We start from the raw sequence: 22,874 nt of genomic DNA, 5'->3' as shown, positions 1-22,874 counted from the left end.
AATTATTCTGTAGGAATATAACGGTATAAATCGATTATAAGCAGTTCAAACAACAATATTATTTGATTTGCCACAATTTTATGTCAATTCTGACAAAAGTGCAGAAATAATGGTTTGCAAAATAATAAAATAGCAGTATGATTCCGTCTAAATTAACGTAAGTTAACTTTATTAATTTAATTTGATTACAAATAAGACGAAAGGCACCTCATGTCTGCGCAAACTCATAAAGGCAATACTCCGGCCTTAACGGTATTGGGTTCTCTGTTCTTCATGCTGGGTTTCATCACCTGCATGAATGATATTTTGATTCCCCATTTGAAAGAAATTTTCAACCTGACTTATGTGCAGGCGATGTTGATTCAATTCTGTTTCTTCAGCGCGTATGCCATTATGTCGATTCCAATGGGCTATTTTGTCGAAAAATTCGGCTATAAAACCGGTGTAATTGGTGGTTTCGTGGTGGCTGCGGTTGGTTGTTTGCTGTTTTATCCGGCTGCCGGCAGCCACTCTTATGCTGTATTTTTAGGCGCATTGTTTATTTTGGCCAGCGGTATCGTTTTGCTGCAAGTGGCGGGTAATCCTTATGTCACCTTGTTGGCGCCAAAAGGCAAAGAATCAACCACTTTGACCCTGATTCAGGCGTTTAATTCATTGGCGACCATGATTGCGCCGCCGTTGGGGGCGATGTTGATTTTTATGGACGCGACTGCTTCTGAAGCCGAGCGCATTTCTTCTGTGCAAACCCCTTACTTGGGTTTGGCCGGCTTTATGTTGCTGTTGGCTGTGGCCGTGGCCATGATTAAGTTGCCGGATGCGCGCAAAATTGCCCAAGAAGAAACCGAAGCCAATCATGACGGCAAAACCAGTGTATGGCAATACAGACACATGGTGCTTGGTGCGGCCGGTATTTTCTGCTATGTAGGCGCAGAAGTGGCCATTGGCTCGATGATGATTAACGCTTTGGAAGCCTTGGCCGGCTTGAACCACAGTACCGGTGCGGCATATTTGTCGATTTACTGGGGTGGTGCAATGGTGGGTCGTTTCGTAGGATCGGCTTTGATGAACAAAATCGCACCGAACAAATATCTGGCCTTTAATGCAACTGTGGCAATTGCACTGATTATTATCGCGATTCTGGCCGGCGGTGGTGCGGTAACCATGTGGGCATTGTTGCTGATCGGTTTCTTTAACTCGATTATGTTCCCGACCATCTTCTCTTTGGCAACCAAAGGTTTGGGCAAATTCACCGGCACCGCTTCCGGCGTGATTTGTACCGCGATTGTGGGCGGTGCGATTGTACCGGTGGTACAAGGTTGGGCGGCCGATACTTACGGCTTGCTGCCTTCTTACATCGTATCGGCAATCTGTTATGTGTACATCGTCTTCTTTGCGGTAAAAGGCTACAAAGCCGACGAAGCGTAAACTGCTTGGCTTTTAAAAGGCCGTCTGAAATTCAGACGGCCTTTTTGTTTATTGGGCAATCATTAAATAAATGATGAAGTTTTGATGAAAACATGCGGCTGGTGTAAAAATTTGTTTGTGAAATGACGTAAACCCGATAAAATGCCGGATGTCTCAAAGATAGGAAACAGAATATGTCCGGTTTTAAATCACTGCTCGACATGCCGCGTTTAGAAGCGGTGGCGGTGGCAGTTTTACTGGTTGCCATGATGGGTTATACCATTATTTCACTTGGCTGGCTGCCGCATATGTCGATTATCAGCGCGATTATTGCCCTGATTTTGTATGGTCTATGTCGCGGTTTGGAATACAACGACATGCAAAACGGCATGATTCAAGCCATCAACCAAGGTATGGGCGCGGTGTATCTGTTTTTCTTTATTGGGCTGATGGTAAGCGCGCTGATGATGAGCGGAGCGATTCCGACGCTGATGTATCACGGTTTCGGCTTGATTTCACCGACTTACTTTTATTTCTCGGCGTTTGCCTTGTGTTCCGTGGTCGGCGTGGCGGTGGGCAGCAGTTTTACCACTTGTGCTACGGTCGGCGTGGCCTTTATGGGCATTGCCACGGCATTTGAAGCCAATCTGGCAATGACCGCCGGTGCTGTTGTGTCGGGTGCGTTTTTCGGCGATAAAATGTCACCTTTATCGGACACGACCGGTATTGCCGCCTCGATTGTCGGCATTGATTTGTTTGAACACATCAAAAACATGATGTATACCACCGTTCCGGCGTGGCTGATTAGCGCGGCCTTGATGTTGTGGGTATTGCCGAGGGTGGCAATTGATGATTTGAATAATATCGAAAATTTCCGCAATGCCTTGGAAGCTACGGGCTTGGTGCATTTGGATTCACTGATTCCGTTTATATTGCTGGCGGTATTGGCCATGATGCGCGTGAACGCAGTGGTGTCGATGATTTTCTGTACCATCGCTGCTTTGGTGGTGACGTATTTCCACAGCAGCCCTGATTTGCAGCAATTGGGTGCATGGTTCTTCGGCGGCTACAAGCTGGAAGGCGAACAATTCAAAGACATTACCCGCCTGATTTCGCGCGGCGGCCTGGAAAGCATGTTCTTCACGCAAACCATCGTGATTTTAGGCATGAGTTTGGGCGGCTTGCTGTTCGCCTTGGGTGTAATTCCGGCCTTGCTCGATATCATCCGAAATTTCCTGACCAACATCAGCCGCGCCACCTTCAGCGTGGCCGCCACGTCTTTAGGGGTGAATATTTTGATTGGCGAACAATATTTGAGTATTCTGCTCGCCGGTGAAACCTTCAAACCGGTGTATGACAAACTCGGCCTGCCTCAGCGCAATTTATCGCGCACGCTGGAAGACGCGGGCACAGTGATTAATCCTTTGGTGCCTTGGAGCGTGTGCGGCGTGTTCATCAGCCAGACTTTGAGTGTGCCGGTATGGGAATACCTGCCGTTTGCCTTCTTCTGTTATTTAAGCCTGATTTTGACGCTGGTTTTCGGTTGGACGGGTTTGACGCTGACTAAAAAATAATTTTACGACAAAGGCCGTCTGAAAATTAAACAAGCATTTTCAGACGGCCTTTTTCTTGAAAAGAACCCACTATGCAACCCGGTTTGGATGTCATTATCCCTTGTTAAAGTGGATTTACTATATTGGGTTGTAAAATCTGCGCCTTAGTCTGTTGGGGTTTAGTCCGGCTTTTGCGGTGCAGGTCATTTCAGACGGCCTTTTCTTTCTTTGCTATAATCGCGGTTCTCCAACCGAATACTTTTTCTCATTATGCCAAACGTTCTTGTGCTTCAACACCCCGATTTCTCACGCTGCGATTTAAGTGCATTGCACAGTCTCAATCTGGCCGGGCCGCAACACACACCGCACAGCCTGCGTTTTGCCGTAGCCGAAGATTTTACCCTGCCTGCTGCCGTTAAAACCGAGCTTGACCGCCAAGAAATCGATGCCGCGGTATTGCCCGATATGGCATTTGGTGATTTGGGGCTGATTGTCAGCGATATGGATTCCACATTGATTAACATCGAATGTATTGACGAAATTGCCGCCGGTGCCGGTTTGAAAGAACAAGTGGCCAAAATCACCGAGCGCGCGATGCGCGGCGAGCTGGATTTCGAACAATCCTTGCGCAGCCGCGTGGCGCTGCTCAAAGGCTTGGACGAACAGTTTTTACATGATGTATATGCAAACGTGTTGCAGCTGTCACCGGGGGGGGAATATTTATTGGCACAATGCAAAAAACATGATGTGAAATTCCTGCTGGTTTCCGGCGGCTTTACCTTCTTCACCGAACGCCTGCAACACCGATTCGGCCTTGAGTACCAGTTTGCCAATGTTTTAGAAATCATCGATGGCAGGCTCACCGGCCAAGTATTGGGCGATGTAATAGATGCACAAAGGAAACAAGCGTTGTTACAAGAGTACCGCGACAAACTCGGCTTAACTGCCGGACAAACCTTAGCTATGGGTGATGGCGCCAACGACATTCCTATGCTGGAAGCCGCCGGTATCGGTGTAGCCTATCGTGCCAAACCGAAAGCACAAGTCCATGCCGATGCCTGCATTAATTTTGGCGGATTAGAGCGTATTCGTGGATGGTTCCGCTAATCAGATTACCAAGTAAAAGGCCGTCTGAAACATCTGTTTCAGACGGCCTTTGATTGGGATTATAAAATATCGAGTGAATTTAAGGTGTTGATGGTATAAGTGTCGTCTAAAGCATCGTATGAATAAGCCTTGGCTTCACCTAATTTCGCTTGGTCGTAAGCGGTGAAAAGGGCATTGACCTTAAATGTATTTTTATCGATGTCGAAAATAGTGGTCAATTCTTTTTCTATTGCGTCGGCCGCTTCCTTGGTATCGTTGAACGATTTTAGCTGTTTGGCATTTAAGTTGGAGTAAACATCCATCGCTTTGCCATTATGGGTATTATCAATGGCTACATAAGATGCATTTTTGTGTTGCAGCCAATCTGCCGTCAGTTTAATGCGCGGGCCGGTTACCAATTCGTTGTCGCTGATGGTTACGCTGGCGCTTTCTTTATTGCTGGTGCCGATAAAGCTGATGATGGATTTGTCTAAAATACCTTTTAAAGCAAAGTTGTTGTCGGTAACGGCGTATGTTTTGGCATTACCAATCAATTGAACACCTTCGACTACGCCGTTGGTTTTATTGATGGTGATGTCGTTATCACTGACTGTCACGCTGCCGCGCAAAGTATCGGAAGCATTTTTCTCTTCAACGTAGATGGGTACCGTGCCTTTCACGATTTCACCGATATTGGCGGTATTGCCCGAGATATTAATCGTGCCGGAACCGGCACCGTTTTTACCATTTAGTGAAGTGTCGTTAATCGCGGCAATCAGATACTTGCTGCTGGTTCCTTCGATGGTGTTGTCAGTGATGTTGACGGTGTAATTGATGGAATGTTCATGATTGCGAAATTCAATACCATAAGTATGTAGGGCATCACGATAAACAGCCAACCCGTTGATTTTGTTGCCGCTGATTTCATAATTGGCGTTGTTTTCGGTATGTAAATCCCGGCGTTGGGTATTGGTTTGAAGCTGAATGCCGGCATAACCATGATAATACTGGCCTAAATCATCATCATGATAAAGGCGGAAGCTTGGATCTTGGATGACGGTGTTGTCTTTAATCACCACCTTATCCATGGCGTATTGGCGGTTATAAACGCCGATACCGTATAAGCGGTCACCATTGGATACGTTGTTTTGAATTACAATGTCGGTACCGTCATGTACATCCAAGCCTTTACGGTAATTGTGGTCGGTGTAGTTGTTGGTGTAGGTAATACCGAAATTGTAGGTGCCTGCCAAAGCGGCAATACCATAACCGGTGCCGCCATCGTGTTGCGAGCCGTTCCATGCGGCGATATTGCCGTTGGCTGTAAAATCTTCTTGATAGGCGACTAATGCGCCGCCAACGCGGTTGTGGTGTAGATAGCTGTTTTCAATTCTATTGTTTTCACCCAAAGGCAATCCGGCATCGTTTTCGTCGATTTCACCATTTCCCACGCGGGTTTTGTAGGTGGTGCCGGTGCGGCTGTCTTTGCTGCTGGCGCTGGTTGAGGTAAATAAAATCCCTGCACGGTTGGCCCCCGAAGCTTCTACGCCTGAAATCAGGGTGTTGTCGGCATCGTTGACCAAAATACCGGTTACCTTGCCGAAGTAACTTTGGCCTTTGCGATAGAAATCACTGGTGCGGGTGTATTCAACGGATAAATTCGAGATATTTATGTTGTTGACGCCATCAACCAAAATGCCGGCATATTTTCGAATGTCGCCATCATTGTTGTTCGAGTTGAAAACGCCGTCTTGCTTGGTATCAAAGCTGATTTTGGTTGCGCCCATACCGTCGCCAAACAAACCTTTTACATTACTCAAAGATTTATTGATAACGATTTGATCCGCAATATACAGTTTGCCGCTCAAATAAACGGCGGCTTTTTCCTTATTGGCCGCTTCAAGCGCGGCTTTGATGGCTGCTGAGCTATCGGTTTTACCGGTTTTATCGGTGCCAAATTGGCCGGCATCAATGTATTTGCCGAATTTACTGTTGGAATAAACTTTATAAGTGATGCCTGAGGCTGTGGTTTTGGTGGCTACGGTTGAATCATTGCTGCGTTGTGTGGTTGAAGCACTGACTAACGTTTTTAAAGTGGGAATCTGATTGGCGGCTCCGGACATAAAATCTTCCTTTATTTAAAATTTAATAAATTAAAAATCTTGTATTATTTAAAAAATAACGTTTTATTGTGCTTGGGAATAACTTTAATTTGATATTAATAATATTAAATCTAAGTTTCAATTATTTTGTAATATTTGTAATATTATACTAATATTTTTTATTAAATAGAATTTATCTGATAGTGAGATGTAGTTATGGTAATACTTAATTGGATATTCGGTCAAGTATTTCGATAAACGGATTTTGTATTTGGATATTTAATTTAAATCAATTTGAATATTATGATATAAATTATTTTAAACGAACAAAAAGGCAAATATCATAAATAAAGTGATTATTGCTGTGTAATATTCCAGGAAATAATCAAGATAGATATCAGGTGATGGAAATTAATCGGCAAATTTGAAAATATTTACGGTGCTTGTTTCAGTTTGTTGCAGAAATTATAAAAATAACCATTGTAAATACAGGGTTATTTAAGAGGAGTAGTGTAAAAAAATCTCAATAAATTAAAAAACCGTATTTCAGACGGCCTGAAATACGGTTTGAATTTGAATGGCTATTATTAAGCAGTCAACGTGCCTTTGGTAGAAGGCATCTTTCCACTCATGCGCTCATCGTATTCCACTGCCATGCGTAGGGCACGGCCGAAGGCTTTGAACACGGTTTCGGCTTGGTGGTGGGCATTTTTACCGCGCAGGTTGTCGATGTGCAGCGTCATCATGCTGTGGCTAACCAAGCCATGGAAGAATTCGCTGAATAAATCGACATCAAAGCGGCCAATCATGGCGCGGGTGAATTCGATGTTGTATTCCAAACCCGGGCGGCCGGAAAGGTCGAGTACCACACGGCTTAAGGCTTCGTCTAAAGGTACATAGGCGTGGCCGTAGCGTCGGATGCCCATTTTGTTGCCTAAGGCTTGTTTTAAGGCTTGGCCTAAGGTAATGCCGATGTCTTCAACGGTGTGGTGGTCGTCGATGTGTAAGTCGCCTTTGCACACGATATCCAAGTCAATCAAGCCATGGCGGGCGATTTGGTCGAGCATGTGATCGAGAAACGGCACTCCGGTGTCGAAACGGCCGATGCCGCTGCCGTCGAGATTCATTTTGACGGTGATTTGGGTTTCGCTGGTGTTGCGGGTCACGCTGACATAGCGGCCTTCGGTAGCGATTTGTACCACACCATTTTCAGACGGCATACCACCTTGAATTAAAGTGAGGTTGGCGGCTTCTGCGGCTTTTTCTTCTGCTGCGGCTTTTTCTTTGCTTTTGCTGTGGTCGCGGTCGATCCAGCCTTTGCGTTTGCTCATGCCTTGTTCCAGTTTTTGCGCCAAGCTGGGGCGAATGCCGCGGGCTTTTTCGTCATCCGCTTGTTCTTCCAAGCGGCGTTTGAGTTGAGACAGGGAAGCGGCGTTTTCATAACCGCATTGGCGCGCCAGCTTGGTGAGCGAACCGGCTTCTTCAATCAGTAAATAAAGATTGTCTAAATGGCGTTTGGTTTTATTCATGGTGACAAGTCCCGTGTTTAAGCGTAAAGCTTGCGGATAATGTTTAAGACGGCATCATTTTGCTCGGGCGAACCGATGGTCAGGCGGACGCATTGATCCAAGAGCGGATGGTTGCCATGCAGTTTTTTAATCAGAATTTTGTTTTGTTTTAAGGTTTCAAATAATTCGGCCGCATCAGGTACGCGGACGGTAATGAAATTGGCTTTGCTCGGAAAGGCTTTCAGACGGCCTATCGCAGATAATCCGGCAAACATACGTTCGCGCTCGGCTTTTAATTTTAACACATTGTTATTAATGACTTCGAAGTGTCGCAAGGCAAATTTTGCTGTGGCCAAGCTTAATTGATTCATATTATAGGGCGGTAGGATTTTGGCCAATTCGTTCATGATGTTTGTGCTGCCGGCGGCATAGCCGATACGGATACCGGCAAAACCAATTTTGCTGACGGTGCGCATTACCACCAGATTATCCACGCTGCCTGCCAGCGGCAGGAAACTATCGTCGCTGAACGCACCGTAGGCTTCGTCTACTACCACAATGCCTTTTGCCGCACGAATCACCGCTTCGATTTCTTCACGCTTAAAACGCACGCCGGTCGGGTTGTTGGGATAGGCGATAAAAACCAGCGCAGGATTGTGTGTTTCAATGGCGGCCAAAACAGCCGGTAAATCAAGCGTAAAATCCTCATTCAGCGGCACGCCGACATAATTCATGCCAAACAAAGCCGCATTTTGTCTATACATAACAAAGCTCGGTTCCAATGCCAGCATGGTCGCGCCCGGTTTGGCTGACAGCAGGCTGATGAACTGAATCAATTCGTCCGAGCCATTCCCCAAAGCCACAGCTGCTGTTTCAGGAATATCAAAGGCTTCGCGCAAAGCTTCTTGCAGGCCGCCGGCAGCAGGGTTGGGATAGAGATGCACATCGGCTTGAGCCAACAGCGCCGCCCATTCGTTTAACAGCTCGGGCGAACCGGCAAACGGGTGATACGGGCTTTCCATTGCATCCAGTTTGATAAAATTTTTTGGCAAATCGGCAACGTGATAAGCAGTCATGGCTTTAATATCATCGCGAATAAAATCAAGCGCAGGCATGGTGATTCCTATATTTAGGGAAGATGAAGACATTAGATTCCGTAATATTTTATTTTAATAATGCGAATGCAACAACGAGTGTTATTAATGCGCCGATACGCGCAAAGAATTGTAATGTAACATAAAAAGCGAATAAAAACAGCTGTTTTAGCGACAATATTTTTTCAGGCGGCCTATAATGTTCAATAAAAATAGCTTATAACGGATTCTGAATGAAGGGGACGCAATGAAATGGATACTGTTGTTTATCACGGCAATTGCTCTTGGTGCCTGCCATGCACCCAACCAAAACACACAACCTAAAAACATTACCGAAAGCCAAACAAGCCGGCAAACCAATAACTTAGTGGAAAAAGGCATACAAGCTTATGAGCAACACCATTACGCCGAAGCGATGACATATTTCACCCAAGCATCGGCGGCGGGTCACATGACTGCACCGCGTTATATTGGTTTAATGTATTTAAACGGATACGGCGTGGAAAAAAATGCCCGTCGCGCAGTAGCGGAATTCAGCAAAGCCGCGCAATGGGGCGATGTAACCGGCCAATTTTGGTTGGGCTATTGTTATGAACAAGGCATTGGCGTGACGCAAAACCGCGGGCAAGCCTTGAAATGGTACGGACTTTCCGCCCGACAGGGTGACGTTTATTCTGCTCCTGCCATGACCGCTTTAGGCCGCATGTCGGAGAGCGAAGATTTGCAAGAAGCGATTGAGTGGTATCAAAAATCTGCCGCAGCCGGCGATAAAGAATCGCGCGCAGCATTGAAACGTTTGGATGTCAAACTGTAACGATAGATGAGTGCATGTGAAAAAAAATATGGTGGAAAATGCATCAAGTTTTCATAGGCATTTATGTAAAATATATCATTGTCAATAAAAGGCCGTCTGAATCTTAAGATTCAGACGGCCTTTTATTATGCATGAAAATACAAACCTGTTTCATCGCGTATGCAGCGTATCGGCCAATGATAAACCTGTTGCAGCAAATCTTCGCGCATCACGTCTTGCGGTGCGCCGGTGGCGATGATTTTCCCCTGATTCATTAAAACGATATGCTGCGCGTAATGGGCGGCTAGATTCAAATCGTGCAGCACCATGATGCTGCCGGAAGTGTTTTGTTGATCGCGCAAATATTGCATCAGTTTGTGCTGATGGCGGATATCGAGATGGTTACAGGGCTCGTCCAACAGCAACACGGGTGCGTTTTGCAACAGCGCACGGATGATGTTGGCGCGTTGCTGCTCGCCGCCGGATAAACGGCTGATGCGTTTATCGGCTAAGTCGGTTAAATCGAAATATGCCAATAATTCATCGGTTTGTGTGGCTGCGCGCTTCAGACGGCCTGTTTGTGAAAATCCGGATAAGGCAATGTATTCGCGCACTGTCATGGGCATGGCGTATCGGCCGTGCTGCCCGACCCACGCTACGCGGCCTTGCTTGATTTGCGGTGCGGCGTATTGGCCGAAAAGATTAACTGTACCGCTGCCGGTTTGGCCGATTAAGGCTTTGAGCAGGGTGGACTTGCCCGCACCGTTGGGGCCGATGATGGCGGTATTTTTATTATGTGGAAACAAAAGCGAGTCCACCTCAAGCAGGGTTTTGCCGCGCATCTCTACTTTTAGTGACTGAATTTCAAAAGAAGCATTCATTAGCGGCCTTGCAACGGTTTGATAAACAAATACAAGAAAAACGGCCCGCCCAGCAGCGCAATGACAATGCCGGCCGGCACATTAACCGGATAAGTCAGCCAACGCGCCGCGCCGTCAATGACTAACAGGAAAACCGCTCCGAACCAAGCCGATAAGGCAATCAGTTTGCTGCGTCGGCCGCCGACCGTTTGTGCCAGCACATTCGGAATCATCATACCCAAAAAGCCGATGATGCCTGCCAATGATACTGCGGCACCGGTCATCAAGGCTGCACCGGTCACGGTTTGCAGCCGCACCGCAGCCACCGATACGCCCATACTCACCGCTGTGTCTTCTCCTGTCATCAACACATCCAAACGATTGCTGCAAAACAGCAGAATCATAAAGCCCGCCGCCATCGGCATTAAGGCGGACAATGGTGAAGTAAAGCCCGATTCGGCCAAGCTGCCCGACAGCCAAGTGGTCGCGCTGCGTAACACCATGTCGTCTGACAGAAACAGAATCAGGCTGACGATGGCGGTGGAAAATGCGCTCAACACAAAACCCAACACCAGCAAGCCCAAGGTGCCGCCGCCGAATAAGTGATGTGCCGCCAAAATCAGCAAACACACGCCCAATGCACCGAGAAATGCCGCCATCGGCACGCTGATTACGCCGCCGCCGAAAGCCAACACAATAATTACACCCAAGGCCGCGCCGCCCGAGGTGCCAATCAGGCCGGGGTCGGCCAACGGGTTTTCAAACAAAGCCTGCAAAGCTGCGCCGGAAGCCGCCAAACCTGCGCCGACCAGCAAAGCGGTGTAGATACGCGGCAGACGGATTTGCTGCACGGTTTCGTCCATTAGCAGCGGAGATTGCCATTCGCCAAAACCGATGCCGCTGCACAAATAAATGGCGGCGAGGGTAAGGAGGATATTCAGGATAAGGGTGTGTGGTTTCATGTTGGTGAGGTGTTCGGACGGCCTTAAAGTTCGGATTTATTGCCGGGAACATCAATCTTAATTGTTGGGTGAGATTTCCGGCAGGCGATGATTTTGCCCATCCCTCCTATGCAGGGCGTGAGAGGGCGGGGGTGACGGGTTGAACGATACTTATGTTCCGTTTACCTACAGGCCGTCTGCAACCAAGCTGCTTTCAGACGGCCTCCGGCTTATTTTCCCAGCGCATTCAAACGCTGCACCACTTGCGGGGTATCCAAACCGTAGCGGAACATATCGTTGGCTTTCCAGAAATAGATTTTGCCGTTTTTGGCGGCAGGAGAGGCGGCGACTTCGGGTTTGGCGGCAAAGCCTTTGAGGCCGCCCAGTGTTTGCGCATGGTGGTCGGCGATAATGATCACATCGGGTTTGGCGGCCAGCCATGCTTCGCGCGTCATCGGTTTCATGCCGTCGATGGCGGCTGCGGCGTTGATGCCGCCGGCGCGTTTGATGAGTTCGTCGGCTGCGGTATTTTTACCGGCGATGATGCGGCCGTCGTAGCTGAAGAGATAGCGTTTTCCGTTGGCCGGCTGCTGCTTCATCTGCGCCTGCCATCTGCCGGCAAGCTGTTCGGCTTGGGCGGTTTTGCCGATGAGTTTGCCTACGGTGCGGATGCTTTGCGGGTAGGCGTCGATGTCATCGGTCGGTGCCACGTTGACGGCATTCACACCGGCTTTTTTCAACTGCGCGAAAATACCGGCAGGCTGCGCCATCCATGTACCGAGTGCGATGTCGGGGTTGACGGCAATAATCGGTTCGGCGGCAAGGTTGCGGTGGATACCGATGCCGGGTTTGCTTTTTAGGGCGGGGTTTTGCACGGTTTGGCTGCGGCCGACCACTTCGTTGAGAGAACCGAGTGCCACCACAATGTCGCCGACATCGGGGGTAAGCACCACAATGCGCTGGGCATGGGCGGCTGTGGCAGTAAAAAATAGTGCGCAAAAAGCTAAGGTTTTGATGTTCATATCGGACTTTCTGTTTGTTTTTCAGACAGCCTGATGAAATGTGGATAAGGCCGTCTGAAAATCATCATCTTGATTTTAAAAACATAATTAAATTTCTTTCAGTCGGCCCGCCTTCATTTTAAAGGCCGTCTGAAAACGGATTCGGCTTAAAACTTTATCTGCAACGTGGCCGCCACATTACGGCCGCTTTCGGTGTAGAGATCGAGCACGTTGGCGGTACTCATGCCGGCCACATCGGCATGCTGCCAGTATTTTTTGTTGCCGGCGTTGTACATGGTTGCGCCTAATTCGATGTTTTTGTTCGGTTTATACCATGCGCCGATGTCCCATACACCGTAGCCCGGAGCTTGGAAAATACCGTTGCTGCTGACGCGGCCGTGTTTTTTTGACCAGCGCAGTTTGGCATTGGCCCCCCATTTTTCCTGCACATAATCTACGCCCAAGACACCATTGAGCGGGTAGGCGGTATCGAGCGGTGTGCCGTCTTTCTGTTCGCCCTTCATCCAAGCCAAGCTGCCGTTGATGCGCCAGTTGCCGCTGATTGTGTGGCTGGCGGCCAGCTCCGCGCCGTAGGTTTTGACGTTGTCCAGATTTTGGTATTGATACCGGATAATGTTGCGGCCGTTGACTGTTGTTGAGCCGATTTCGGTGCGGTCGATAAAGTTTTTATAGCGGTTGTAAAACGCGGTGATTTGCGCGCGGGTGCGGTCGTCTCTGTATTTCAAGCCCGCTTCAAAGCTGTTGGAATGTTCGGATTTTAGGTTGTTGTTGGGCAATACCGCATAGCCGTGGGTGGTGTTGGAAAAGGCCATAGTAGCACTGTCAAACGGCGGTGTGCGGAAACCGCGCGAGTAGCTGGCAAAGCCGGTGAATCGTTCGCCCATGGGTACGCTCAAGCGCAGGCTGGGCGCAAAGGCGTGGTCGCTGAAGCCGGTGGCTTGGCCATCGGGGTTAGCATTGAGATAGGCTTGGTCGATGCGGGTGTCGAGTTTGTCTTTTTCATAACGCAAAGCCGGAGTCAGCACGATGCCGTTGTCAAAGGTCAGGCTGTCTTGGGCATACAGGCTGAAGGTTTTGCGTGTGCTGTCGGGAAAGGTTTTATTCGGATAGATGCTGCCGGCGTACACACTGCTGGTGGCGCCGGTTAAGTTATCTACCGTCAGGCTGTCGCGCGGACGGGCGGTTTCGGTGTGTTTGAATTCCGCACCGGCAACAATGGTGTGTTTCACCGCACCGGTTTGTGTTTCCCATACGCCTTTACTGTTGATGCCACGGATGGTTTGCTCGAAACCGTAATCAGAATAGCGGGTTGAATCAGCGTTGTTGCGGCCGTTGATGCTGGTCACGCTGGCATTGACGGCATCGTCCTCGGTAGTCAGTTTTTGCTGATACATATTGACCGAAGCTTCTTTCAAAGCATTCTCACCATGGAAACGGTAGCCCAATTCCATACGTTGGCGGCGCGCTCGGTCGCGTGCGGTAGCAATGCTGTTCTCTGTGGTAACGGCAACCGGCCCGCGTTGTACCGTACTGCTGCCCAAACTGTTAGCCAGATTGGTGTCGTTGGCGCGGTAGAATTGTTCGAACAAGGCTTCTGCTCGGTGGGTTTCGTTGCCGATGTTGCCTTTGGCTAAGATGTTGTAGCTGTTGTTTTTTTGCGGATTGGTGGCGGTTCGGGAGGCAGAGTGGCTTTTATTGCCGCCCATGTTTTCGGTTTCATGGCCTTGGCGGCGGGTCAGCATCAGCAAACCTTCTGCATTTTCATGGAAACCTGCTATGCCGGCGGTCACGCCGTGGCTGCGGTCGCGGCTTTTGTAGCCGTATTTCAGGCCGAAATGGCTGCGTTTGTCGGCATCGACAAAATCAGAAGGCGAATAAGTGGCCATATTGACCACGCCTCCCAAGGCATCGCTGCCATACAGCGCGGAATAAGGGCCTTTGACGATATCGACCTGCTTCAACGTGTCGGGCTCAACCATATCGCGACCGGAAATCGCGCCGTTGGTGCCGCCGCCTGCGTAAGATTCGGGAATGCGGATGCCGTCAACCATCATCAGAATGCGGTTGCCGTCGATGCCGCGAATATTCACACCGGCATGGCCGCGGCGGTTGTTGTCTGATGGCACGCTGACACCGGCTTCGTACAGCATGATGTCGTCAAGGTTGGACGCATTGGCCTGATTAAGCGTTTGGCGTGTAACTACGGCCACATTCGGCGCGGCTTTATCGAGTTTCTGCGCGGTACGGTCGGCGGTGACGGTGATGGTTTCCAACTCTTGCTGCATCAGATCGGCAGCATAAAGCGGAGCGGTAAATAGAGCGGCGATGCTGAGGGTTAAGATACGAGGTTTCATGATGATGAGTGTGTGTTTGTGAAATAGAAGTAATTATTATTTACAATAAATTAAAAGAATGCAAGTTATTATCGATTTTATGTGAATAAAGGCCGTCTGAATGTTCAGACGGCCTTTGGGTTGTTTCGGCCAATGGAATAAAAAGAGTATTGATATTAAACCGGATTTTAAGCCAGTAAGCGATCGGTGATTTCTGTCCATTTGTCCGGTTCGGTTTCGCCTTCTTGGCGGCGGCCGAAAATCTGTATTACGGTGCGGCGGCGCGAATCGAAACCTTCAATACAGGTAACAAAGCCTTCGCGCACAGGGCGGCGCACCACCCATGTTTCGACAATCTCGTCATCTTTGAGGTGCATACTGAAGCCTTCTTCTTTGCTATCCAGTACATTCAAATAACCATGCGTGCGAACGATATGATGCACTTTGCCGGTTTGAATCTGCACCAGGCCGCGGTTGCCGGCGAAAATCATGATTTCGATGCCGGCATCGCGTGCTTGTTCTAAAACCGACTGCCATGCTTCATGGGTGAGTTTTTTCGTCATGCCTTGCGGCGCGCAAGGGTAGGACGCTTGGCGGTCAAGCGCAAAGGTTTCCAATAGGCCGCTGAAATGATGCACATCTTTGATTTCCAACCAACGCTCTTGAAACGCGGCAATGCGGTTTTCAGGCAAAGGAGGAGGAATTTCTACCGGCGGCGGCTCGGCGGCGGTAAATTGCGGCTTGCCATCGGTTTTGAATCCGGCAATCAAAGCATCCCAAGCAGCGATGCGGCTATCATCGTGCATAAACACTTTTTGTAGCGCGGTGCCGAATTCATCGTAAAACTGAATCGAGCGCGAAACCTTACTGCCGTCGCGGTTGGTAACTGCCAAAATATGTCGCCAACGCGCCGGAAAAATCCGTAAATCGATGCCGCCGATATTGAGCGCGATGCCCGAAGCCGGTGCCAGGCTGACGTTTTCATACACGCCTTGTTTTTCATGCACGCACACATCATTGCGCACTACGCATTGCACTTCGCCCAAAGTGCTCAGTCTCAGTACGACATCGCGTATGTTGCTGCCCAGATACACGCTTTCCAGTGCATCGGCCGTTAATGCGCCTTCGCTTACGCCTAAATCCGCCGCCCCTTCGCGCGGGAAATACATGCCTTTGCGGGCGGCTTTGTTGGCTTGATATTGTTGCCAGAGATTGTCCATGATGAAATCCTTGTATTGATTTTCAGACGGCCTATCGGCAGTTGAAAGAGTAAATGATAATGAATTGTATTTTATTTTTACAAGTATTGCCAAATTTGTGATGAAAAAACTCACCGCCGCGCATTGAATTTTTGCCCGCTAAGCCTTATAACAATGAAACGGAAATTATTTGATTGGAAAAAGAAAAAAATATGAGCCATACCGTTCATCTGCAATTCGAAGATATCGACAATACCGTGCTGCAACGCCTGTGCGGCGCGCTCGACGGCAATTTGGAAACCTTGGCCAAGGCTTTGGATATCGAAATCAGCCGCCGCTTCGAACATTTCACCTTTATGGGCGAACTCGCCCACGCAGGCCGCCGTGCTTTGTTGGCTTTGGCTGAAACCGCCGAAAAAGGCGATTTGGACGATCATGTGATTCAGTTGGCCGCCGTCGAAGCCAAAACCGCTGATGAAAAACATGAAGAAAAACACCGCGGCCATCAATACTATTTCCGCACCAAACGCGGCAGCATCGGCGGGCGCACACCGCGTCAAAACGGCTACATCCGCGCCTTGCTCAATCACGATGTCGTGTTCGGTTTGGGCCCGGCCGGTACGGGCAAAACCTATCTGGCCGTGGCGGCGGCAGTGGACGCGATGGAAAAACATCAAATCGAGCGCATTGTATTGGTGCGTCCGGCGGTGGAAGCGGGCGAAAAACTGGGTTTCCTGCCCGGCGATTTGGCGCAAAAAGTCGATCCTTACCTGCGCCCTCTGTATGACGCGCTGTATGATTTGATGGGTTTCGACAAAGTGACCAAGCTGATGGAAAAAGGCTTGATTGAAATCGCACCGTTGGCCTATATGCGCGGCCGTACGCTTAATGGCGCGTATGTGATTCTCGATGAAGCGCAAAACACCACGCCTGAGCAGATGAAAATGTTCCTGACACGTATCGGTTTTGGTGCCAAAGCGGTGATTACCGGCGACATCAGCCAAATCGACTTGCCGCGCAATATCAAATCCGGCCTGAAAGACGCACGTGAAAAATTGGCCGACGTGGAAGGCCTGTATTTCCACACCTTCACCAGCGAAGACGTGGTGCGTCATCCTTTGGTGCAGAAAATCGTTGAAGCTTATGAAGAAGCGGAAAAAGCCGAAGAGAGTAAACGCGCCGAGTAATTGATGCTGTGCAGTTGAAGCGGATTGAACAAAATGTATAGGAAATCGTCGGGTTGTTTACATTTTTATGCCAAACGGCTTTTGTTTTTTGCCCGAATGATTGTTTTAGGATTTTCGGGCGTTATCAAGAACCATGCGGCTTTGCCGTGCCTTTCGGCATTCCCGGCAACGCTCGGAAATCCCCAACCGGGTCTTCGGGCAAAAAAGAAAAAGTGCAAACAACACTAGGGCTTTCTACACAAAATGCCGTCTGAAACACAGGTTTCAGACGGCATTCTGATTGACTGCCACTCTGATGAATCAATTGAAGTCACGCGTCAAGCAATGCCCAAATATCTTCTTTTTCCAAAATACCGCTGCGTTTGAGCGTGAAGCTTTTAATCATGGCGGTGGCAAGTTGGCTGGTCGGTAAAGGTTTTTGTGCCGACAGCAAACCAAAGCTATTCAGAAATTCTAAAGCTTTTTCTGCCCAAACTTCGCCGGTGCGGCCGCTATTGAGGCGTTTCAACAGCGGCGGGCGCAGGATGCTGGCGTGCTCAAAATTCAAGGTGTTAATGGCTTGTTCCAATTCGCCTTTCATGCGCATGTAAAACGATTTGGATTCTGGGTTGGCCATGCCTGCGGAAACCAGCACATAATGCGCCACGCCGTTTCGTTTGGCGGCTTGGGCGAATTGGTATTGGTAGGTGAAATCGATTTGGTATTGCTTCTCTTGGCTGCCGGCTTGTTTGATGGTGGTGCCAAGGCAGCTAAACAACACATCACCGGTGACTTTATCCTGCCAAGTGCGGGGCTTGTCAAAATCGATGATTTCGACCGTGAGTTTAGGATGGGTAAAATCCGGCGGTTTACGTACGAATACGGTGACTTGATCAATATCAGGATGTTGCAGCAATTGCCGGGTCAGCGGCTTGCCGGTCGCGCCTGTTGCGCCGATGATAAGGGCTTTCATATTTTTTCCTTTGTGTTTCTACGGCTTGGCCGAGTCCGAATGCAGGCAAATTAAGGGGGGAAACAGGCCGTCTGAACAGGTTGGTTTTGTCTATTGTCGCATAAAAATCGGTGTAAACGCACTCAGGCCGTCTGAAAACGCCTATTCATTGTTCAGACGGCCTGTTTGCGCGTATAGTAGGGGATTATTTGATTTTGAAAACACATCATGACTTTTACCACGATTTTAAGCATTGCGCTGGGCATAGGCTTGGCGGCCAGTTCGGGCTTTCGCGTATTTTTACCATTGTTTGCCCTGAGTTTGTCGGCCTATTTCGGGCTGTGGCCGATTAACGAGAGCTTTGCATGGCTCGCTTCCACGCCTGCGCTGATTATTTTGGGTGTGGCGACGGTGGTGGAAATCGGCGCTTATCTGATTCCGTTTATCGATAATTTGTTGGATGCTTTGGCGGTGCCGCTGGCCGGTTTGGCGGGGACAGCGGTGATGGTTTCCACTACGGCAGACTTAAGCCCTGCGGTCACTTGGGCTTTGGCCATTATCGCGGGCGGCGGTGCGGCTGCGGCGATTAAAGGCGTGAACGCCGCCACGCGTGCAGCGAGCACGGCGACCACGGCGGGCTTGGCCAATCCGGTGGTGTCGGCAGCAGAAACCGGCATTGCAACGGTGATGGCGGTGTTGAGTTTGTTTGTACCGTTTTTGGCAGTGGCGGTGTTGTTGGTAATTGGTTTTTGGCTGTGGCGCAAATACCGTCAATATCGGCGGCGGACTCAAACGGTTTGATGAATATTGAAAAGGCCGTCTGAAAGTAAATTCTTTCAGACGGCCTTTTATCAATGCTAAACAAAGCCGCGGATTATGGATAATCTGCGGATTTTGTATTCGAGCATTACTGCTTGTTGTCTTCGCTGTCTAAGAAGCTTTTCAAGCGGTCGCTGCGGGTCGGGTGACGCAGTTTGCGCAGGGCTTTGGCTTCGATTTGGCGGATACGCTCGCGCGTTACGTCAAATTGTTTGCCGACTTCTTCCAGCGTATGGTCGGTGTTCATGTCGATACCGAAACGCATACGCAATACTTTGGCTTCACGCGGGGTCAGGCTTTCCAGAACTTCTTTGGTGACTTCGTGCAGGCTGGAATACATGGCGGCATCGGCCGGTGCTACGTTGTTGGCATCTTCGATGAAATCGCCCAAGTGTGAATCATCATCGTCGCCGATTGGGGTTTCCATCGAAATCGGCTCTTTGGCGATTTTCATGATTTTGCGGATTTTGTCTTCCGGCATTTCCATCAGTTCGGCCAATTTGGCTGAATCCGGTTCTTCGCCGGTTTCTTGCAGGTATTGGCGCGAAATGCGGTTCATCTTGTTGATGGTTTCAATCATGTGCACCGGAATACGGATGGTACGCGCTTGGTCGGCAATTGAGCGGGTAATCGCCTGACGAATCCACCAAGTGGCGTAGGTCGAGAATTTATAGCCGCGGCGGTATTCGAATTTATCCACGGCTTTCATCAGGCCGATGTTGCCTTCTTGAATCAAATCAAGGAATTGTAAGCCGCGGTTGGTGTATTTTTTGGCAATCGAAATCACCAAACGCAAGTTGGCCTGAATCATTTCCTGCTTGGCAGCCGCGGTTTCACGCTCGCTGGCAACCATGTTTTTATTGATTTCCTTCAATTCTTTAATCGAGATTTGCGTTTCTTTCTGTATATCGGAAAGCGCGGTTTGTTTTTCGATGATGGCATGACGGAAGCGGTTTAGTGCATCGCTCCATACGCGGCCTTTGGCGACTTCTTCTTCTACCCAGTTTAAATCGGTAATATCCGGCAGGAAGTTGTTGATGAAGTATTCGCGATCCATGTGCACGCGGTCTAGGCAGATGTCGCGGATTTCACGCTCGAGCTTACGGATTTGCTCGACGCGGCCGCGCAGGTTGTTGCTCAAGTTTTCGATTTGACGGGTTGAGAAGCGCACTTCCAACAATTTGTTGGCAATGGCATCGCGGTGGGTCAAATAAGCCGGATGTTGGCTGTGATGTTTGGCCAATTGTGCGGTCATTTCGGCATAATCGGCTTTGATTTGGACAAAATGCTCCAAGACTTTTTGTTTCAGCTCTTCCAAGTTGGCGGCAGTCATGCTTTCGGCATCGGCTGCACTGTCATCATCGCTGTCGCCCTCTTCATCCCCGTCGCTGCCGCCTTCTTCATCGTCATCGCTGCTTGCGGTGTCGTCGGAAGCATTGCTTTCTAAATGGCCCAAGCCCAATTCGTTCAGCAAGACTTCATTCGGGTCGATAATGGCTTCAACCACTTCATCGACGCGGATTTCTTCGTTGCGGATTTGCTCAATCAAGGCCAAGATTTCTGCCACTGAACCCGGACAGGCAGAAATGGCTTGAACCATGTTTTTAAAAGCATTTTCTATTTTTTTGGCGATGATGATTTCGTCTTCGCGCGTCAGCAGGTCAACCTGCCCCATTTCGCGCATATACATACGCACAGGGTCGGTGGTGCGGCCGAACTCGGAATCTGCGCTGGAGAGTGCCGCTTCGGCTTCTTCAACGGCATCGTCATCGGTTATGGTGGCGGCATTGTCGCTGAGCAGAATATCTTCGGCATCAGGCGCCTGCTCGGTAACTTGGATGCCCAAGCCGGTAATCATGTTGATGATGTTGTCGATTTGGTCGGCATCAGACATATCGTCCGGCAAGGCATCGTTGATTTCCGCATAGGTGATGTAACCGCGCTCTTTACCCATGATGACGAGCTGTCGCAGACGAGTACGTTGCTCTTCTACGGTCAACGGACGGTTATCATCTTGCTCTTGGTATTCTTCGTGATTTTTAGACATAGATATCTCGTTGTTTTAGTGAAAAATGCCAACGGTTTGCCACAAGGCCGGCACCTGAGGGCGAAGCAGCGCATATCATCGGGATATTCACGCTGAGGCCGTCTGAAACTTTAAGAAAACGGGTGTTCTGCGCTTATTGGTTCGCAGCATGGGACAATGTTTTCAGACGGCCTAAGAAAGGATTCGGGCTTAATTTGCTTTCGACATCAATAACGATACCAAAAGTTTTTTTTCATAATCATTCAAACCGCTTTGCAGGCTTTTTTGTTTGAGTGATTCAATTTGGCTGTATTTTAACTCATTTAACAGCTTTTTCATGCCGATTTTGAAATTTTCGCATTCGGCTTGGTAGGCTTCTTCGTTGTCTTCCGCCACTTCGTCATCGGCATGACGGGTCGATTGGAAGATTTGGTTTAACGAGGTTTCATGGGGCGAACCGCGCATGTGCTCTAAAATCTGCGCGCTGCTGGGTGGTTGGGCAAAGCTTTTGATGGTTTCGGCCAGATTGGCCAAGCAGGCAAAATCGCCTTCCAGCGCGAGGTATTCGGGCAAATCTATATATGCAGCCCAATTCGGATTTATCAAGAGGCTGCGGATTTGCCGCTGCGCCAAAGTGAGCATCACCGGCTGCTTGAAGGTTTCTTGCGGCAGTTTGTAGCTTTTTTGTTTCACATGGCGCTTGGGCGCTTCTTGGCCGAGCAGTTGCGCCAAATTGGCCGGATCGATGCCGACCAATTCACTGAGTGTCTGTTTCAATAAAAAGTTCAGCGCGGGCGCGGTGATTTGCGCCAACAGCGGCGAGGCGGTTTTGACTAATTCCGCTTTGCCTTCCTGTGTATTCAGGTTGAGGCCGTCTGAAAGGTGTTGCCAGAAATATTCCGACAAAGGCTTGCTTTGATTGAGCAGGGCATCTTCAAATTGGGTTTTGCCGAATGCGCGGATGTAGCTGTCGGGGTCATGTTCTTCGGGCAGAAACAGAAAATGCAGCGATTTATCGTCTTTCAACTGAGGCAGGGCGTTTTCCAGCGCGCGCCATGCGGCTTTTCTACCGGCGGCATCGCCGTCAAAACAGAAATAGATGTTGTCGGCCTGACGCATCAAGATTTTCACATGGTCGGCGGTAGTTGATGTACCGAGTGAGGCCACGCCATAACCGATGCCGAATTGCGCCAAGGCAACCACGTCCATATAGCCTTCGACAACCAAGATTCGGCCGGCTTCTTTAATCGCCGCACGGCCTTCGTATAAGCCGTAGAGATTGCGGCCTTTGTCGAACAAAGGCGTATCGGGCGAGTTGAGGTATTTCGGTTTTGAATTGTCCAGCACGCGCCCACCGAAGCCGATAACCTGACCGCGCTGATCGCGAATCGGGAACATAATCCGGCGGCGGAAGCGGTCGTAATGTTTACCTTCGTTGTCGATGACCATGCCGCTGTCGACCAAGGCGGTATTGGGGTAGGGCCGGAATACTTGCGCCAGCGGCTGCCAGCCGTCGGGCGAATAGCCCAAGCCGTAGCGGGCGATGATTTCCGCGCTCAAACCGCGTCCTGCCAAATAATCCTGCGCCGGCTTTTGAAATTTAAGCTGTTGCGCGTAAAACGAAGCGGCTGAAGCGGTGGTTTCTTCTAAGGTTTGTTGCTTTTTCTTGCGCTCGGCACGCACTTCGGGATTGTCGTTCTGCCCGCGCACTTTCGGCACGGTCATGCCCACTCGGTCGGCCAGATACTGCACTGCTTCGGTAAACGACAAGCCCTGGTATTCCATGATAAAACCGATGGCCGAACCATGCGCCCCACAGCTGAAGCAGTGGTAAAACTGCTTGCTCGGGCTGACGGAAAACGACGGGGTTTTCTCTTTATGAAACGGACAGCAGGCCATATAGTTGGCGCCGCTTTTTTTCAGCGGCACCTGTTCGTCGATAATATCTACGATATCGACTTTGGCAAGCAGTTCGTCTATGAAATCGGAAGGAATCATGGGACAGGGCGATTCAGG

17 protein-coding genes are annotated in these 22,874 nt (G+C 49.4%); 6 read left to right on the top strand and 11 right to left on the bottom strand.

Translation table 11 applies throughout. The annotated features are described in order from the left end of the window. Window positions 1-210: 210 nt before the first annotated feature. The 3 genes from H4O27_RS08720 (at window position 211) to serB (ending at window position 4,064) form a co-directional block, all read left to right on the top strand. A complete protein-coding gene (locus tag H4O27_RS08720) occupies window positions 211-1,425 on the top strand; it encodes a sugar MFS transporter (RefSeq protein WP_165007487.1) in 1,215 nt (404 codons plus the stop codon). A 173-nt stretch (window positions 1,426-1,598) separates the two neighbouring features. Next, a complete protein-coding gene (nhaC, locus tag H4O27_RS08715) occupies window positions 1,599-2,978 on the top strand; it encodes a Na+/H+ antiporter NhaC (RefSeq protein WP_165007483.1) in 1,380 nt (459 codons plus the stop codon). 249 nt (window positions 2,979-3,227) lie between these two features. Next, window positions 3,228-4,064 carry a phosphoserine phosphatase SerB gene (serB, locus tag H4O27_RS08710; protein ID WP_165007480.1) on the top strand — a complete coding sequence of 279 codons (837 nt, stop codon included), beginning with the start codon at window positions 3,228-3,230 and terminating at the stop codon, window positions 4,062-4,064. A 59-nt stretch (window positions 4,065-4,123) separates the two neighbouring features. Here serB and H4O27_RS08705 read toward each other — a convergent pair whose 3' ends face one another. From H4O27_RS08705 to hisC, 3 genes are all read right to left on the bottom strand, one after another. After that, window positions 4,124-6,166 carry a right-handed parallel beta-helix repeat-containing protein gene (locus H4O27_RS08705; protein WP_165007477.1) on the bottom strand — a complete coding sequence of 681 codons (2,043 nt, stop codon included), beginning with the start codon at window positions 6,164-6,166 and terminating at the stop codon, window positions 4,124-4,126. Window positions 6,167-6,732: 566 nt separating this feature from the next. Further along, window positions 6,733-7,674, bottom strand: coding sequence for an imidazoleglycerol-phosphate dehydratase HisB (hisB, locus tag H4O27_RS08700; protein ID WP_165007475.1), 942 nt, complete (start codon window positions 7,672-7,674; stop codon window positions 6,733-6,735). Between the two features lie 17 nt (window positions 7,675-7,691). Continuing rightward, a complete protein-coding gene (hisC, locus tag H4O27_RS08695; RefSeq protein ID WP_165007472.1) occupies window positions 7,692-8,768 on the bottom strand; it encodes a histidinol-phosphate transaminase in 1,077 nt (358 codons plus the stop codon). A gap of 226 nt (window positions 8,769-8,994) precedes the next feature. Between hisC and H4O27_RS08690 the strand changes: the two genes are divergently transcribed. Next, the gene (locus H4O27_RS08690; protein ID WP_165007582.1) at window positions 8,995-9,561 is read left to right on the top strand and encodes a tetratricopeptide repeat protein; all 567 of its coding nucleotides are present in this window, start codon (window positions 8,995-8,997) and stop codon (window positions 9,559-9,561) included. A gap of 125 nt (window positions 9,562-9,686) precedes the next feature. Here H4O27_RS08690 and H4O27_RS08685 read toward each other — a convergent pair whose 3' ends face one another. From H4O27_RS08685 to H4O27_RS08665, 5 genes are all read right to left on the bottom strand, one after another. Further along, window positions 9,687-10,421: an ABC transporter ATP-binding protein gene (locus H4O27_RS08685; protein ID WP_165007470.1), complete on the bottom strand. Its 735-nt coding sequence runs from the start codon at window positions 10,419-10,421 to the stop codon at window positions 9,687-9,689. Next, window positions 10,421-11,362, bottom strand: coding sequence for a FecCD family ABC transporter permease (locus H4O27_RS08680; protein WP_165007467.1), 942 nt, complete (start codon window positions 11,360-11,362; stop codon window positions 10,421-10,423). Before H4O27_RS08680 ends, H4O27_RS08685 begins: the two co-directional genes overlap by 1 nt. A 209-nt stretch (window positions 11,363-11,571) precedes the next feature. Then, the gene (locus tag H4O27_RS08675; RefSeq protein WP_165007464.1) at window positions 11,572-12,363 is read right to left on the bottom strand and encodes a heme/hemin ABC transporter substrate-binding protein; all 792 of its coding nucleotides are present in this window, start codon (window positions 12,361-12,363) and stop codon (window positions 11,572-11,574) included. Between the two features lie 146 nt (window positions 12,364-12,509). Continuing rightward, window positions 12,510-14,717, bottom strand: coding sequence for a TonB-dependent hemoglobin/transferrin/lactoferrin family receptor (locus H4O27_RS08670; RefSeq protein WP_165007461.1), 2,208 nt, complete (start codon window positions 14,715-14,717; stop codon window positions 12,510-12,512). Between the two features lie 167 nt (window positions 14,718-14,884). Beyond that, window positions 14,885-15,916 carry a ChuX/HutX family heme-like substrate-binding protein gene (locus H4O27_RS08665; RefSeq protein ID WP_165007458.1) on the bottom strand — a complete coding sequence of 344 codons (1,032 nt, stop codon included), beginning with the start codon at window positions 15,914-15,916 and terminating at the stop codon, window positions 14,885-14,887. A 191-nt stretch (window positions 15,917-16,107) separates the two neighbouring features. Between H4O27_RS08665 and H4O27_RS08660 the strand changes: the two genes are divergently transcribed. Continuing rightward, window positions 16,108-17,082 (top strand): PhoH family protein, encoded by a 975-nt coding sequence (locus H4O27_RS08660; RefSeq protein ID WP_165007455.1) that lies wholly within the window; start codon window positions 16,108-16,110, stop codon window positions 17,080-17,082. A gap of 310 nt (window positions 17,083-17,392) precedes the next feature. On the opposite strand, the gene H4O27_RS08655 is transcribed toward H4O27_RS08660, so the two are convergent. Then, window positions 17,393-18,034: an NAD(P)H-binding protein gene (locus H4O27_RS08655; RefSeq protein ID WP_165007452.1), complete on the bottom strand. Its 642-nt coding sequence runs from the start codon at window positions 18,032-18,034 to the stop codon at window positions 17,393-17,395. Window positions 18,035-18,241: 207 nt separating this feature from the next. Between H4O27_RS08655 and H4O27_RS08650 the strand changes: the two genes are divergently transcribed. Continuing rightward, window positions 18,242-18,814, top strand: a complete 573-nt coding sequence (locus H4O27_RS08650; RefSeq protein WP_165007449.1) for a DUF4126 domain-containing protein — start codon at window positions 18,242-18,244, stop codon at window positions 18,812-18,814. A 106-nt stretch (window positions 18,815-18,920) separates the two neighbouring features. Here H4O27_RS08650 and rpoD read toward each other — a convergent pair whose 3' ends face one another. Further along, window positions 18,921-20,885: an RNA polymerase sigma factor RpoD gene (rpoD, locus tag H4O27_RS08645; RefSeq protein WP_165007579.1), complete on the bottom strand. Its 1,965-nt coding sequence runs from the start codon at window positions 20,883-20,885 to the stop codon at window positions 18,921-18,923. A gap of 183 nt (window positions 20,886-21,068) precedes the next feature. Then, window positions 21,069-22,856, bottom strand: a complete 1,788-nt coding sequence (gene dnaG / locus H4O27_RS08640) for a DNA primase (RefSeq protein ID WP_165007446.1) — start codon at window positions 22,854-22,856, stop codon at window positions 21,069-21,071. Between the last annotated feature and the right edge of the window lie 18 nt (window positions 22,857-22,874).

The sequence above is a fragment of the Neisseria yangbaofengii genome (assembly GCF_014898075.1).
GTDB lineage: Bacteria > Pseudomonadota > Gammaproteobacteria > Burkholderiales > Neisseriaceae > Neisseria > Neisseria yangbaofengii.
This window is presented reverse-complemented; position numbering and strand designations above follow the sequence as displayed.

Excerpts from the sequence above, each read along its gene's own strand:
- H4O27_RS08720 (WP_165007487.1), top strand. The coding sequence starts at position 211 with ATGTCTGCGCAAACTCATAAAGGCAATACTCCGGCCTTAACGGTATTG.
- nhaC (WP_165007483.1), top strand. The coding sequence starts at position 1,599 with ATGTCCGGTTTTAAATCACTGCTCGACATGCCGCGTTTAGAAGCGGTG.
- serB (WP_165007480.1), top strand. The coding sequence starts at position 3,228 with ATGCCAAACGTTCTTGTGCTTCAACACCCCGATTTCTCACGCTGCGAT.
- H4O27_RS08705 (WP_165007477.1), bottom strand. The coding sequence starts at position 6,166 with ATGTCCGGAGCCGCCAATCAGATTCCCACTTTAAAAACGTTAGTCAGT.
- hisB (WP_165007475.1), bottom strand. The coding sequence starts at position 7,674 with ATGAATAAAACCAAACGCCATTTAGACAATCTTTATTTACTGATTGAA.
- hisC (WP_165007472.1), bottom strand. The coding sequence starts at position 8,768 with ATGCCTGCGCTTGATTTTATTCGCGATGATATTAAAGCCATGACTGCT.
- H4O27_RS08690 (WP_165007582.1), top strand. The coding sequence starts at position 8,995 with ATGAAATGGATACTGTTGTTTATCACGGCAATTGCTCTTGGTGCCTGC.
- H4O27_RS08685 (WP_165007470.1), bottom strand. The coding sequence starts at position 10,421 with ATGAATGCTTCTTTTGAAATTCAGTCACTAAAAGTAGAGATGCGCGGC.
- H4O27_RS08680 (WP_165007467.1), bottom strand. The coding sequence starts at position 11,362 with ATGAAACCACACACCCTTATCCTGAATATCCTCCTTACCCTCGCCGCC.
- H4O27_RS08675 (WP_165007464.1), bottom strand. The coding sequence starts at position 12,363 with ATGAACATCAAAACCTTAGCTTTTTGCGCACTATTTTTTACTGCCACA.
- H4O27_RS08670 (WP_165007461.1), bottom strand. The coding sequence starts at position 14,717 with ATGAAACCTCGTATCTTAACCCTCAGCATCGCCGCTCTATTTACCGCT.
- H4O27_RS08665 (WP_165007458.1), bottom strand. The coding sequence starts at position 15,916 with ATGGACAATCTCTGGCAACAATATCAAGCCAACAAAGCCGCCCGCAAA.
- H4O27_RS08660 (WP_165007455.1), top strand. The coding sequence starts at position 16,108 with ATGAGCCATACCGTTCATCTGCAATTCGAAGATATCGACAATACCGTG.
- H4O27_RS08655 (WP_165007452.1), bottom strand. The coding sequence starts at position 18,034 with ATGAAAGCCCTTATCATCGGCGCAACAGGCGCGACCGGCAAGCCGCTG.
- H4O27_RS08650 (WP_165007449.1), top strand. The coding sequence starts at position 18,242 with ATGACTTTTACCACGATTTTAAGCATTGCGCTGGGCATAGGCTTGGCG.
- dnaG (WP_165007446.1), bottom strand. The coding sequence starts at position 22,856 with ATGATTCCTTCCGATTTCATAGACGAACTGCTTGCCAAAGTCGATATC.